We start from the raw sequence: 13,652 nt of genomic DNA on the forward strand, positions 1-13,652 counted from the left end.
TTAAAGTCAACATGCTTAAAGTATTACACTTGCCATTACACAGGTATTAAATCTCATAATAGACTTAAAGGTATTATGGGAGAAAAGATAGATCATTTATCAATGGGTAGTCAATTAACAATATAAACGTAAAGGAGTAAGTAAAATGAGTGAAAATTGTAGTCAGAATTGTAATACACACAGCAATGACTGTGCTGAAAGGAAAGAACAGAAAACTGATTTTTCAGAAAAACCTCATGAGCTGAGTAATATCAAAAAAGTAATTGGTATTGTTAGTGGCAAGGGCGGTGTAGGCAAATCATTGCTTACCTCTATGCTCGCAGTAATTATGAATCGAAGAGGTTATAAAACAGCCATCCTTGATGCTGATGTAACGGGGCCATCGATACCTAAAGCATTTGGTATTCAGGGAAAAGCAACAGGAACTGAACTGGGATTATTTCCTATTAAAAGCAAGACAGGTATCGATATCATGTCAATCAATCTTCTTTTAGAAAATGACACAGATCCTGTAGTCTGGAGAGGTCCAATTATTGCTAATACCGTAAAGCAGTTCTGGACAGATGTTATATGGAGCGATGTGGATTTTATGTTTATTGATATGCCACCCGGAACAGGCGATGTACCACTCACTGTATTTCAATCTATAGCAGTAGATGGAATTGTTATAGTAACATCCCCACAGGAATTGGTTTCAATGATAGTATCCAAGGCAGTTAAGATGGCAGAAATGATGAACATACCAATTATAGGATTGGTAGAAAATATGGCATATTTCAAATGCCCAGATTGTGATAAGGAATATAAGCTATTTGGAGACAGTCATATTGAGAAAATTGCAGGAAAGCATAACATTGATGTTCTTGCCAAGTTACCAATTGATCCACAAATATCAGCAGCTTGCGACAAAGGTATGATAGAACTTTTTGATGGTAATTGGCTTGATCATATTGAAGAAGTCCTAGATAAAAAAATAGAGGGAAGAAATGGAGGGAAGAAAATGAAAATTGCAGTAGCAAGTGAGAATGAAATGGTTACAGAGCATTTTGGTCATTGTGAAAATTTTAATATTTTTGAGGTGAAAAACAATCAAATTGTCAAGAGTGAATCCATACCTAACCCCGGACATAGACCCGGATTTTTGCCTAATTTCTTAAATGATAGAGGAGTTAAGGTAATTATTTCAGGCGGCATGGGTCGTGGCGCAATTGATATCTTTAATGAAAAAGGTATAGAAGTAATCATAGGAGCAACAGGAAATGCAAAGGTTGCGGCAGGACAGTACTTGCAAGGTAATCTTAAATCTACAGGCTCTGTCTGTCATGAGCATCAGCACCATGACGAATGTGGCAATTAATAGTCGATAAGCGATTTGCGGTCATTAAATTTGAAAAATTTAAAGCAAATATTAAAATGTGTTTTATGATCCCTCAACCTAAAGTTTGAGGGATTTCTTTTTAAAAACTAACAAATATGCAGAATGAATAATTATTTGTAAAAAGAGTAAAGGCAGATTAAAAATTTAATTAATCATGAATCTTCTATTGCAGAAAAATACTTAAAACAATATGTATTGTCAAAAATGTGATAGTAACGATAAGAAACAATTATGGTAGGTTTAAAAGTGTACCCCTTGAATGTATAAGTCAAGGGGACGTTTTGTTTTCTACATAATTTTTATTGCGTAGTCTCATTATTAATTCGCCAAACTATCTAACTCATAATTTTTATTGCTATCTACTCGAATACCTTTACTCAATATTGTGTCCTTAGTCTTTCTCTCGTAATTACATTGATCAAAAGCTATTTGACATTTCATGCGATGCTTACAGGTTTGGCAAGCTACTTTTTTAATATGTTGTTTCTGTCTTGTTGATATTTTAATTAGCCTTATATAGTCTTTCTTATTTCTAATAGTTTCTGTTATATAGGATTTAACTGCTTTCGTATAATGTTTTTTTAGTAAATATAATGATTTTCTTCTATCGCTTAGTTTAATAAACTCTAATGATACTGTGTTATTCACTATAGTTCCACGAATTGTCTTTGTGTTAATTTCAATGTTTAAGCTTTGATAGGGTATTTCTAAAAAACCAACCTTAGGAATAATTTGTCCCTTTATCTTTATTGGAAACAAAGCATCCAAATCATAGCTTTCTTCTAAGTAAATTTGAAAGTACTTATCAAAAAGTCTTGTTGGAAATAAGAATATATAAATCAGTACAGCGGAAAAAATACTTAAGATCACAATAATCATGTCAATATTGGTTAACATAACATCACCCTTTCTAATTACATTTTAGCACATTATAACAACAGCGTTTAGTGGATATTTTTAACAAGGCAAGTCACAGGAGAGATTTCAAGTTATTTGAGAAAGCTAAAGAAATTCTTGACAATTCCAGTTAAAACTGTTAGAATTCAAATAGTTATAAATCAAACTAAATACACTACTTAGGAGAGAATAGTATGATTACTAATGAGGAAAGAATTGCAGAATTAGCAGGTCTCTTGCCAATGTTTATTGGGGCTTTATTAGAGGGGAGTGAAGTAAAGCCATCGGTAAAACTAAATATTAGTGAAGAAAGAACACTGATGTATCTTCTTAAAGATGAAGGTAATCCTATGACGGAATACAGTAAAAAAGTGGGACTGACTAAGGGATCATTTACGACAGTTGCAGATCGATTAGAAACAAAAGGATTTATCAAAAGAATATCTGTATGTGAAGACAGAAGAAAAAATGCCTTAATTCTTACGAAAGAAGGAAAAAGTATTGCAAAAGAAATTGATGCTTACTTCAAGCAACATATTTCAAATAAAGTAGCACAGTTAGAAGAAGAAGATATCAACAATCTTAAAAATGCTTTAGAAACCATGGTAGTTATTATGGGAAAATTAAAAGAAAGAAAGGAATGAATCTCTTTGAAGGAATCAAAAAATATGAACATCCAGCAAGATCGAATGGTTATTTTGGAATCTATGCCTGTGAATAAAGCCATATGGGCTTTAGCAATCCCTACTATGGTGGCTATGCTGATTCAAGTTGTTTATAACATGACAGATACTTTTTTTATTGGTAAGTTAAATGATCCCAATATGGTAGCTGCTATCTCTATATCCATGCCTATCTTTATGATTATTCAAGCATTTGGTAATGTCTTTGCAATCGGAGGGGCTTCTCTGATATCTAGGTTATTAGGAAAAGGAGAAAAAGAAAATGCCAGTCAAGTAGGGTCAATCTCCTTTTGGTCGGCTTTAACTGTCTGTACTATTGTGTCTATTATTGGTCTTTTATTTATCGAGCCCATATTAATGTTTTGTGGTGCCAGTGAGAATACCATTGGATATGGAAAAAGCTATTTGATGATTATGCTGTTGGGAAGTCCATTTATTGGCATGCAGATGGCACTGGGAGGATTATTACGATCAGAGGGTGCTACAAAGGAATCTATGATTGGAATGATAACTGGTTCCATATTAAATATCGTGTTAGATCCGATATTTATTTTACTATTGAACTTAGGAGTTGCTGGGGCAGCTTTAGCAACAACGATTGGTAATATCGTAGGCTTTACATATTATATCGTATTTTATTTAAAGAAACGAGGTATCATATCTATTTCATATAGACATTTTACTTTTAATAAGGAGATATTTGCTGGAATATTTAAGATTGGTATCCCTGCCTCTGTAGGCATGGTTTTAATGAGTATTGGGATGGCGGTATCAAATATTTTTGCGGCCGGGTTTGGTGATGATGTAGTAGCTGCTAATGGTGTAGCTATGCGGGTTACCAGTATTACAATCATGCTTACCATCGGATTAGCTCAAGGTTGTCAGCCTCTTATGGGATATAGTTACGGTGCTAAAAAACACAGCCGCTTAATGGAGACGATAAAAAGAGCAATTATTGTAGGTACTATTATGTGTACTGCCTTTGCAATCATATTTTTCATATTTGCTGACACTTGGATTAAAGTATTTATAAATGATGCTAAAGTTATAAGTCTAGGAGTACAAATTATTAGAGTACTTATATTATCCATGCCCTTGCTGGCTGTCCAAATGGTACTTATGACCATGTTTCAATCACTTGGTAAAAGCGTAGAGTCCTTGATTATATCCCTTGGAAGACAGGGCATATTCTATATCCCTGCATTAATCATTTTTAGTTCATTATGGGGATTTAATGGATTTATTTTTGCCCTGCCTGCTGCTGATTTTGCTACTACTTTACTCTCATTGACATTGTTTTTCTCTATGAGGAAAAAACTACATATTTCTTCTAAAGGGATGTTAGAAAAAGTCCAGGCTACAGAATTAGAGCTAAGCAATCAGTAGTTGCTAAGGCAAGATTTACGATTTTTTGCCTTTGTAGAATTTTAAATGAAAATTGAAGTGTGTTTAAAGTTCTCCCTAATTTTGGGGGAACTTTTCGTTGCACAACAACCTTAATATATAATTTAAATTATATATTAAAGGTTCGCTAAAGGTAGAGTGTTTATGATAGTACATGTAAGGCAGATTCTTACAAAAAAATTTTTAGGAGGTATCATAAACATGAAAAGCAAAATTTTATTAACAATGAACACTACAAAGAAAAAAGCAGGTGTTGCGCTTCTTTGTGGAGCACTTGTAGCCACAATAGGTGCTGGAACAGTCTTTGCGGCAAACGATAGTGCTACTATGTTGAGAAAGATTGAAGATGGTGTTACAATTTATTCTACAGATGGTGGCCAAACATGGAGTGAGAATGCACCTGAGGGCGTAACAGAATTTAATGGCAAGGAAGGAAGTAGAGGGTTCATTAGAGGTATGGGATTTAATGGTGAATTTAACGATGGCACAGGTTATATGATGAAGAGCAAAGACGGCGCAGGCTATATGGTGAAGGTTGAAGATGGAACCAAGCTCTACTCCATAGACGGCGGAGAAACATGGAGCGAGAATGCACCAGAGGGTATGCCAGCATTCAATGGTAAAGAAGGAACTGTCATTAGAGGTACAGGCCCCAATGATGGCACAGGTTATATGATGAAGACAAGAGATGGTACAGGTTATATGGTAAAGATAGAAAACGAAACCAAGCTCTACTCCACAGACGGCGGAGAAACATGGAGTGAGAATGTACCAGAGGGTGTGCTAGCACTTAATGGTAAAGAAGGAACTGTCTTTAGAGGTATGGGTCCCAGTGATGGTACAGGTTATGAGATGAAGATTAGAGACGCTGCAGAGGTTATATAAGTAGGGGTAATAAAATTAATTAAGAAAAATTAGAATACAGATTTGATTTTTATTCAAAAGTAAAGTGTCCACGAAAAGGAGCTGTTGAAAGCTTCCTTTTTGGGGATACTTTTTATGATATAGTAAAAAACAATGAGGAGGCCTACAGATGAGAATTTTAATGGTTGAAGATGAAAAGTATATGGCTGAAGCTATTGTTCAGGTGCTAAAAAAGAATAACTATAGTGTTGATTTAGTATATAATGGAGAAGACGGACTGGATTGCGGACTTTCTGATATTTATGACATTATCATTCTCGACATCATGCTTCCTAAATTAAACGGGATCAACGTACTAAAGGAGCTACGAAAAAATGGTATTGAAACACCGGTTATTCTGTTAACAGCAAGAGGTGAAACGGAAGACAAGGTACAGGGACTTGACAGCGGAGCTGATGATTATTTAGCAAAACCCTTCCATACTGACGAGCTGTTGGCTCGCTTGCGTGCATTAGGGCGCAGAAAAACAGAACTTATAAATGATGGTATACTTAAATATGGAGATATTCAGCTTAATCCCCTTACCCTTATGCTTGGCTGTGGAAGCAAGGAAATAAAACTAACCTTAAAAGAATCACAAATACTAGAAATACTAATAAAAAGAAATAATATGGTTATATCAAAAGAGATGATCATTGAAAAACTATGGGGCTTTGATACGGATGCTGATGATAACCATGTGGAAATACATGTATCCCTTTTACGGAAAAAATTAAATCGTCTGGAATCTGAGGTTTTGATTCATACGATAAGGGGTGCAGGATATGTCTTAAAAACGGCAAAGGATGGAGAATAAAATGTTCACAAAGCTTAGGAATAAATTTCTCATTCTTAACATGTCTATCACTTCTCTGGTGATGATTACTGCATTTGCTATAATATATTTCATTACCTATAACAATATACATTCGGAAATTCAAAGTAAATTGACTTCACGAGCTGAAATGCCAATAAGGATGAGCATGTTTAATGACGCAGAAAAAGGAGTAGCTGTAATCCAAAGGATTCCTTTGGAGGATACGCTTACATTTAATATAGAGCTGGACTCCTATGGGGAGATTTTAGAAATCAACTCCTTTATTGATATGCCTGAGGAAGCATATTATAAAGCTGTAGAGGCTGTTTGGAGCAAGAATAAAAGCAGTGCTTCAATAACTTTAGAGGGCAGGCAATGGCAATATCTTATAACCCAAAAGGGCAGGCGTATGATTCTTAGAGGTGGGCAACAATATTCCCTTGTGGAAGATAAATATCTGATTACATTTTTAGATATTACAGCATACAAAAAGACACTGTTTGCACTGCTTACTACATTAATTTTCGTGGGAGCAATTACACTTTTTGTAATTTTTGTCATCAGCCTTTACTTTGCCAACCGGTCAATTAAACCAATAGCCGAAACATGGGAAAAACAGAAGCAATTTATTGCTGATGCTTCCCATGAATTGAAAACTCCCCTTTCAATTATAAACGCCAATTACGACGCACTTTTGGAAAATCAGGAAGAAACCATCAAAAGCCAATTAAAATGGCTTGACTATATAAAAATTGGAACAGATAGAATGACAAAGCTTATCAATGATCTTTTGTCTTTGGCTAAGCTGGAGGATGTAAATTTTGAAACACGAAAAATTTCATTTAATATAAGTAACGTTGTAAAAGATGTGATGCTGTCGATGGAAGCCATAATGCTTGAAAAAGATATTAAGCTCTCCCAGTGGATAGAGGATGACATCATTGTTAAAGGGGACCCAGAAAGGGTTAAACAATTAGTTGCGATTTTATTTGATAATGCAATAAAGTATTCAAATGAAAATGGGCAGATTGATATATCCCTTAAAAAATCAAAAAGCCAGGTTATATATTCTATAAGAAATAGTGGGAAAGGAATAGCAAAGGAAGATTTGTCGAGGGTTTTTGATAGATTTTATAGAGGAGATCCCTCCAGAACCCATGAAGGCGGCAGTTATGGTTTGGGCTTATCCATTGCGAAAACCATCATAGATAGGTTAGGTGGCGAGATTCAGGTCACAAGTGTGGAAAATGAATACACCACCTTTACTTTTACACTTGGACTATAACCGTTGAATAACGAGTAAAGCCCTTATTGAATGCATTAAACAAAACTAACTACAGAAGAAAGAAGCGATAGCTATTGAGTGAGTTATCGCTTTTTTCTATGTTGAAGAAATTATGCTTCAAATCCATTTCTTGCTGTTGTTTATATAAAATGCCTTAATCAGTCTTAGGATTCGCCTAAGATCTCCAGGCGGTCACATAGGTAATGGAATTTAATACACACTATTGCATTTATTGTCAGGCATCAATGAAGAACCATTCAAGGTTCGCTAAAGGATTCGTCTTTATACTTAGGGATGTAAGATTTTAAAAATAAAAGCGAAAGGAGAAAACAATATATGTACATCTTACAAAACGCATTTCATAATATCCTCCGAAACCGAGGACGTAATATTTTGCTTGGGGCAATCATATTTGTCATTATCATCGCCTCGGTAGTAGCTCTTATGATTAACAACACCACAAAGGGGATTATTGATGACTATAAAAGCCGCTTTTCATCTGCTGTAACCATTATACCCAATATGGAGAGGATGCGGGATGAGGCAATGAAAAACAGCTCAGGGGGTCGGATGAGAATAATGGCCCCAGTCATCCCCTCTGAACAATATGTGGAATTTGGGAATTCCGATTATTTATATGATGCAGTTTATAGGGCTTCCACAGGGTTGAACAGTGACAACATTATGGCAATTGATGCCAAGCTTGGTGGTGGAGGATCAACAACCGGAACGATTGTGAGTGGAGGAACGATGTCAACGCCAACAAGTTATATGTTCAGCTTGCAAGGTAATAGATTTGAAGATTTTGATGAAGGGTTACGGGACCTTGCCGAAGGTAGTATGCCTAAAAACAAAAACGAGTGTATTATAAGCAGCGACATTGCGGAATTAAACGGGATTTCTGTAGGTGACATTATTTCTTTTACTTCAGAGCTTGCCTACAAGGGAGAAACTTTTACAGATACCACATATATAGAAACCTACTATGAATTGACGGTTGTGGGAATCTATTACGACGCAACAGATGAATACAATCCAGGTGGGCAACAAAACGCCTACACAAACCGCAGAAATGAGATATTGACAAACTATGAAACCGTGGTAGCGCAGATGCAACCGGGGCTTTCAGGAATTAACATAACAGCTACCTATTATGTAGAAAACCCAGATATGATTGATGCTTTTGCTGAGGAGCTTTATGCTAAGGGGCTTGACCCCATATTCGACGTAACAACCGATGAAACCAGCTATAACAAAATAGTAGGTCCAGTGGAAGGACTGAAAAATATCTCCATTTCATTCATGATTATTGTTATGATCTTTGGCGGCATAATCATTGCGCTACTTTCTTCCATTGCCATCCGGGAGCGTAAATATGAAATCGGCGTACTGCGGGCTATGGGAATGAAAAAGCATAAGGTGGCCCTGAGCTTGTGGTCAGAAATACTGATTATAACTTGCTTGTGCCTAGTGCTTGGACTAGGTATCGGAACGTTAGTTGCACAACCGATTACAAATCTTCTGCTTGTCCAGCAAATAGAAGCAGCGGAATCGGTGGCCTCTACTGCCGGGTTCAGTGGCGGCATGATGATGGGAAGCGTAGTCAACCCTGTGGCAAATTCAAGTGCTCAGCCCCTTGAAAATATCGATATAGCCCTTGGTTTCAATACCATACTTGAAATCATAGGCATCGCTCTATTACTGGCATCCTTTGCCGGGCTTGTATCAATCAGTAAAATTACAAAGTATGAACCTATCAAAATATTGATGGAAAGAAATTAGGGAGGTATTTACAATGAGTGTATTAGTACTAAAAGATATATCCTATCAATATGAAGGAACGAAAAAATCTGTCCTCAAAAACATCAATGTAGCATTTGAAAGAAGAAAAGTGTATACCATTGTTGGAAAATCCGGCGCAGGAAAATCCACCCTGCTGTCTTTAATCTCTGGACTTGACGTTTGTGTGAAGGGAGAGATATTGTATGAGGGCACCAGTCTTAAAGCCCTCGACCGTGATGATTACAGGGCTAAAAGTATCGGTGTTATTTTTCAAAGCTTTAATTTGCTTACCAACGCCACTGCAGTAGAAAATATCCTTCTTTCTATGAACATCAGTGGAAGCAAGATTAAGGATAAAAAGGCCTTTGCTTATGAACTTTTAGAAAAGGTGGGAATAGACAGGGAGAAGGCAGGCCGAAAAATATTGAAGCTTTCCGGTGGAGAGCAGCAGCGGGTAGGCATTGCCCGTGCATTATCCCACAATCCTGATGTCATTATTGCAGACGAACCAACAGGGAATCTGGATCGGGATACCGAAGCCGATGTTCTAAAGGTTTTAACCTCTCTTGCCCATGATGAGGGTAAATGCGTCATCATTGTCACTCATTCAAGAAAGGTAACATCTATTGCAGATGAGATCTGGGGAATCAATGATGGAAAGCTGCTTTTAATGCATTAGGAAAAGCCCGATGACAGGGTCAATTATTGATTGAGATAAGTAGCGGCGGTATGCCGATACCTGGAAGGTGAGACAAAAAATTCACAGAAAGGCGGTAAAGTATGAGGGGAAAAAAAGTTCCAGCTTTAAGCACCATTTTATATATACTTGCAGGATTGCTTGCACTTTATACACTTTGGGCGGCGTTTTACTCCTTTGACTATATTTCCAAGATGATAGCACAGAATCAACTGGTGATAAGGGGAAACGAATTTGAAATAGTAAATTTCCACATGTCAAATTTTGCACAATACCTGCTGTTTGCAGTCATTCTATTTACATTGGGAAGAATATTGCAAATGAATTTATTCGGTACAGTTAATACCGGAAATCAGGTAGTATCATCCGAAGAAATATCGGATGACGCTACTGATGAAGACGATTTTGAGGATTGGTTTCAACACATTGATGAATAATTAATTTTTTTATTAACTACCAGAATAGTCATTGACAAGAGATGACTATTCTGGTAGTATTTACTTATTACATGACTATTTTAGTAGTCATGTAAAGAAAAATGTATATACATAATTGAGATAATGTATATGGTTTCGGAGCGAAGATACCACAGGAGGATGGCTAATGTCAGCATTATTAAAGACAAGTAAAAAAAATGATAATAAAACGGCACTATTTTTTCTGGCACCAAGTCTTATAGGGTTTCTAATTTTTTTCTTTATACCCTTTGTTGGAGGGCTTTATTATTCCTTTGTAGACAGTCCTATCGGAGGCAGATTTGTTGGGCTGGCAAATTATATGGAGCTTATGAAAAATCCTGTTTTCTTGAAAGCAGCCTATAATACCCTAATTTTTACAGCAATTAGTGTTCCTCTTAATATTTTGCTTTCTCTTGGCCTTGCCATGCTGCTGAACAGGAAAATCTACGGCCGAAATATTGTACGCATGGGTTTTATTATTCCACTGGTGGTTCCAGTGGCTTCGGTGGTTCTGGTATGGCAGATATTGTTTGACATGAATGGATCCCTGAATGCCTTTATTTCATCCTTCGGATTGTTACCGATAGATTGGATGAAGACAGGTTATGCCAGGATCGTGGTGGTAATTGTCTATTTATGGAAGAACATGGGATATAATATGGTACTGTTCCTGGCGGGGCTTCAAAATATACCACAAGAGTATTATGAAGCAGCCGATATTGATGGGGCCAGCAATTGCCAAAAATTTACTAACATTACTTTGGTCTATCTTACACCTACTATGTTTTTTGTATTTATTATATCCATCATTAACTCTTTTAAGGTTTTTAGAGAGGTATATTTGATTTCCGGTGCATACCCCCACGACAGCATTTACATGCTGCAGCATTATATGAATAATAAGTTTACCTCCTTGGATTACCAGATGTTAACATCAGCTGCTTTTATCATGGCTGTTTTTATCTACATACTTGTACTATTTTTATTCAAAGTTCAAAGAAAAGTCAGTAATACAATAGGAGGATGATAGCGTTATGGGAATGAGTCGGCATATAAAGAGAAGATTTGGAAAAATTGTATTGTCCGCTATGCTGTTTATTATGGTTACAGTGTTCTTATTTCCCCTCATATTGACCATTACCAATTCCTTTATGAGTGAACAGGAGATAGAAACCAGCTACAGTATGGTAATTTCAGAGGATTCAAGTCAACAAAATAATGCTTTTATCGGCGAATACGCCAATGTAAAACTAATACCTGACATGGTGACTGTTAAACAATACTACACAGCACTTATAAAAAGGACACAGTTTCTTATTAAGTTCTGGAATTCGGGAATCATAGTAATCCCGATTATATTGGGGCAGATACTTGTTTCTTCTATGGCGGCCTATGCCTTTGCAAAGATAAATTTTGCTTTTCGTGACAAATTATTCTTTACCTATATCATTATTATGATGATGCCCTTTCAGGTTACACTGGTTCCCAATTATATCATGGCCAGCAGGCTGGGGCTTGTGGGGAACTATTTATCTATCATATTGCCGGGCATATTTGGTACCTTTGGCGTTTTCTTGATGAGGCAGTTTATGGTACATATTCCAGATGCCTATATCGAAGCTGCAAAAGTAGATGGAGCCACCCATTTTAAGATTTTTTTTAGCATTATTCTCCCTATGTCGAAGACAGCACTTGCTGCACTGTCTATTTTGGTTTTCATAGATAACTGGAACATGGTGGAGCAGCCCTTAATATTCCTGCAGGATGTGAACATGCATCCACTGTCAGTTTATCTGTCAAATATCAACCAGGGGGAGATGGGGATAGCTTTTGCCGCTTCGACGATTTATATGCTGCCAATGCTGCTGATTTTCCTCTATGGAGAGAATTACCTGGTGGAAGGTATTCAACGTTCAGGACTAAAGGATTAAATGATTAGCTTTAATTAGTAATACTAACTGCTAAATTTCTAAGGTAGGATGATCACCCTGATTATTAAGAATTGGAGGTATGACAAAGAATATGAAAGCACTAGAAGAGGATGCCAATATTAGGAGAAGGAAAATAACAGGGAAGGCAACGATAATATTCCTTACAGTAATGCTTCTTTTAACCTTTTTCTCAAAAACTATAAACAACTTTACACTGCCAAAGGTGACCTATGAAACACCTTCAAGCGGGACTCTAATCAAAGAGGTTTCGGACACAGGAAATGTACAGGCAAAAATCATTCACGATCAGTATGTCCGTAGCAATATGAAGGTAACGGGAGTCACGGTAGAGGTAGGAGATTCTGTAAAGCGGGGGCAAACCCTGTTAACCCTTGACACAACCGATATAGAGAATCAGTTGAAGGATGAGCAGGACAAATACGCTCAAAAAAAATTACACCTTGAAAGATTAATACAAGCCGGTGAAAAGCTTGAAGAAGCCAATTCTCCAGGCAATCTGTTGAGCCTGGACAAAGCAGTTCAAACTGCCCGACAGAATCTAGAGAAAGCCCAGAGGGATTACGACAATAATAAAATTCTTTATGAAGCAGGTGCTATACCTGCAAATGCCTTTGCTGATGGGGAAATGAGCCTTGATAGTGCCAGGATGGACTATGAAATAGCAAAAAACAACAGGGATAAAGCAATAAGAGATAATAACAGAGATATTGAAAATAATAACAGAGATATTGAAACCACAAAGCTGGATATAGCTATGGCGGAGCGAAAAATAGCTGAGCTGGCAAAAGAAGTCAACATGAGTACAGTGACAGCTCCCTGTGACGGTATCGTTACAGAGCTGTATTATTCTGAGGGAATGACGGCAAATACTTCTCAGCCCTTATATAAAATTGCCGACATCAATGGAGGATTCCAATTTGTAGCTACCGTCAATGTAAGTGCAGCCGAATACTTAGAAGTGGGGGACACAGCGGAAATATCTATTCATTCATTCAATAACAGAAGAATTGAAGGGAAGGTAGGTCAAATCAAAGATAATCAACAGCACATTGGTGTAAAAAAGGATGTTATCATCGACATTTCTTCCGAGGAATTGATTGGCGGGGAAATAGGAACAGCAAGCATCAGGAAAAATATGGGATCCTATAATATACTGGTTTCTAATTCAGCAGTGGGGCTGGATAGTGATGGACATTTTGTATATATCCTGAAGGAGAGGGAAGGACCCTTGGGTAATGAATTTTATGTGGAAAAAGTATCTGTCAGCACCGGTGACTCCGATAACATAAAAACCGCAATTTTAAGCGGTATTAACGCCAGGGATCAGGTTGTTTCCAACAGTGACAAACCCTTATCCGACGGTTCACGGGTTATGCTGGCAGATTGAGGAGTGGAT

At 36.9% G+C, this 13,652-nt stretch carries 13 protein-coding genes; 12 read left to right on the forward strand and 1 reads right to left on the reverse strand.

Annotated features, from left to right (window positions below; all coding sequences use genetic code 11):
* Nucleotides 1-145 precede the first annotated feature (145 nt).
* Nucleotides 146-1,357, forward strand: coding sequence for an iron-sulfur cluster carrier protein MrpORP (locus CHB72_RS19845; RefSeq protein ID WP_089284618.1), 1,212 nt, complete (start codon nucleotides 146-148; stop codon nucleotides 1,355-1,357).
* A 339-nt stretch (nucleotides 1,358-1,696) separates the two neighbouring features.
* Here CHB72_RS19845 and CHB72_RS19850 read toward each other — a convergent pair whose 3' ends face one another.
* Nucleotides 1,697-2,275 (reverse strand): hypothetical protein, encoded by a 579-nt coding sequence (locus CHB72_RS19850; protein ID WP_242975207.1) that lies wholly within the window; start codon nucleotides 2,273-2,275, stop codon nucleotides 1,697-1,699.
* Nucleotides 2,276-2,469: 194 nt separating this feature from the next.
* On the opposite strand from CHB72_RS19850, the gene CHB72_RS19855 reads away from it, so the two are divergent.
* The 11 genes from CHB72_RS19855 to CHB72_RS19905 all read left to right on the forward strand — a co-directional run bounded on the left by CHB72_RS19855 (nucleotide 2,470) and on the right by CHB72_RS19905 (nucleotide 13,643).
* Nucleotides 2,470-2,919 carry a MarR family winged helix-turn-helix transcriptional regulator gene (locus tag CHB72_RS19855; protein ID WP_089284619.1) on the forward strand — a complete coding sequence of 150 codons (450 nt, stop codon included), beginning with the start codon at nucleotides 2,470-2,472 and terminating at the stop codon, nucleotides 2,917-2,919.
* 6 nt (nucleotides 2,920-2,925) lie between these two features.
* Nucleotides 2,926-4,344: an MATE family efflux transporter gene (locus CHB72_RS19860; RefSeq protein WP_089284620.1), complete on the forward strand. Its 1,419-nt coding sequence runs from the start codon at nucleotides 2,926-2,928 to the stop codon at nucleotides 4,342-4,344.
* Nucleotides 4,345-4,563: 219 nt separating this feature from the next.
* The gene (locus CHB72_RS19865; RefSeq protein ID WP_089284621.1) at nucleotides 4,564-5,247 is read left to right on the forward strand and encodes a sialidase family protein; all 684 of its coding nucleotides are present in this window, start codon (nucleotides 4,564-4,566) and stop codon (nucleotides 5,245-5,247) included.
* 148 nt (nucleotides 5,248-5,395) lie between these two features.
* Nucleotides 5,396-6,082 (forward strand): response regulator transcription factor, encoded by a 687-nt coding sequence (locus tag CHB72_RS19870; RefSeq protein ID WP_089284622.1) that lies wholly within the window; start codon nucleotides 5,396-5,398, stop codon nucleotides 6,080-6,082.
* Nucleotide 6,083: 1 nt separating this feature from the next.
* Nucleotides 6,084-7,367 (forward strand): sensor histidine kinase, encoded by a 1,284-nt coding sequence (locus CHB72_RS19875; protein ID WP_089284623.1) that lies wholly within the window; start codon nucleotides 6,084-6,086, stop codon nucleotides 7,365-7,367.
* Between the two features lie 336 nt (nucleotides 7,368-7,703).
* Entirely contained in the window at nucleotides 7,704-9,149 is a 1,446-nt protein-coding gene (locus CHB72_RS19880) for an ABC transporter permease (protein WP_089284624.1), read from the forward strand.
* 13 nt (nucleotides 9,150-9,162) lie between these two features.
* Complete coding sequence (locus CHB72_RS19885; RefSeq protein ID WP_089284625.1) at nucleotides 9,163-9,828, forward strand: ABC transporter ATP-binding protein; 666 nt, start codon at nucleotides 9,163-9,165, stop codon at nucleotides 9,826-9,828.
* A 101-nt stretch (nucleotides 9,829-9,929) separates the two neighbouring features.
* Nucleotides 9,930-10,283, forward strand: a complete 354-nt coding sequence (locus CHB72_RS19890) for a hypothetical protein (protein WP_089284626.1) — start codon at nucleotides 9,930-9,932, stop codon at nucleotides 10,281-10,283.
* Between the two features lie 166 nt (nucleotides 10,284-10,449).
* Entirely contained in the window at nucleotides 10,450-11,331 is an 882-nt protein-coding gene (locus CHB72_RS19895) for a carbohydrate ABC transporter permease (protein WP_089284627.1), read from the forward strand.
* A 7-nt stretch (nucleotides 11,332-11,338) separates the two neighbouring features.
* Nucleotides 11,339-12,235 (forward strand): carbohydrate ABC transporter permease, encoded by an 897-nt coding sequence (locus CHB72_RS19900; protein ID WP_242975208.1) that lies wholly within the window; start codon nucleotides 11,339-11,341, stop codon nucleotides 12,233-12,235.
* Between the two features lie 79 nt (nucleotides 12,236-12,314).
* Nucleotides 12,315-13,643: an HlyD family secretion protein gene (locus tag CHB72_RS19905; RefSeq protein ID WP_242975209.1), complete on the forward strand. Its 1,329-nt coding sequence runs from the start codon at nucleotides 12,315-12,317 to the stop codon at nucleotides 13,641-13,643.
* The last annotated feature ends 9 nt before the right edge of the window (nucleotides 13,644-13,652 follow it).

The sequence above is a fragment of the Anaerovirgula multivorans genome (genome assembly GCF_900188145.1).
In the GTDB taxonomy this organism is placed as follows: domain Bacteria; phylum Bacillota; class Clostridia; order Peptostreptococcales; family Natronincolaceae; genus Anaerovirgula; species Anaerovirgula multivorans.

Coding starts and splice junctions, on each gene's coding strand:
- CHB72_RS19895 (WP_089284627.1), top strand. CDS start 10,450: ATGTCAGCATTATTAAAGACAAGTAAAAAAAATGATAATAAAACGGCA.
- CHB72_RS19845 (WP_089284618.1), top strand. CDS start 146: ATGAGTGAAAATTGTAGTCAGAATTGTAATACACACAGCAATGACTGT.
- CHB72_RS19880 (WP_089284624.1), top strand. CDS start 7,704: ATGTACATCTTACAAAACGCATTTCATAATATCCTCCGAAACCGAGGA.
- CHB72_RS19905 (WP_242975209.1), top strand. CDS start 12,315: ATGACAAAGAATATGAAAGCACTAGAAGAGGATGCCAATATTAGGAGA.
- CHB72_RS19890 (WP_089284626.1), top strand. CDS start 9,930: ATGAGGGGAAAAAAAGTTCCAGCTTTAAGCACCATTTTATATATACTT.
- CHB72_RS19865 (WP_089284621.1), top strand. CDS start 4,564: ATGAAAAGCAAAATTTTATTAACAATGAACACTACAAAGAAAAAAGCA.
- CHB72_RS19870 (WP_089284622.1), top strand. CDS start 5,396: ATGAGAATTTTAATGGTTGAAGATGAAAAGTATATGGCTGAAGCTATT.
- CHB72_RS19885 (WP_089284625.1), top strand. CDS start 9,163: ATGAGTGTATTAGTACTAAAAGATATATCCTATCAATATGAAGGAACG.
- CHB72_RS19855 (WP_089284619.1), top strand. CDS start 2,470: ATGATTACTAATGAGGAAAGAATTGCAGAATTAGCAGGTCTCTTGCCA.
- CHB72_RS19850 (WP_242975207.1), bottom strand. CDS start 2,275: ATGTTAACCAATATTGACATGATTATTGTGATCTTAAGTATTTTTTCC.
- CHB72_RS19875 (WP_089284623.1), top strand. CDS start 6,084: ATGTTCACAAAGCTTAGGAATAAATTTCTCATTCTTAACATGTCTATC.
- CHB72_RS19900 (WP_242975208.1), top strand. CDS start 11,339: ATGGGAATGAGTCGGCATATAAAGAGAAGATTTGGAAAAATTGTATTG.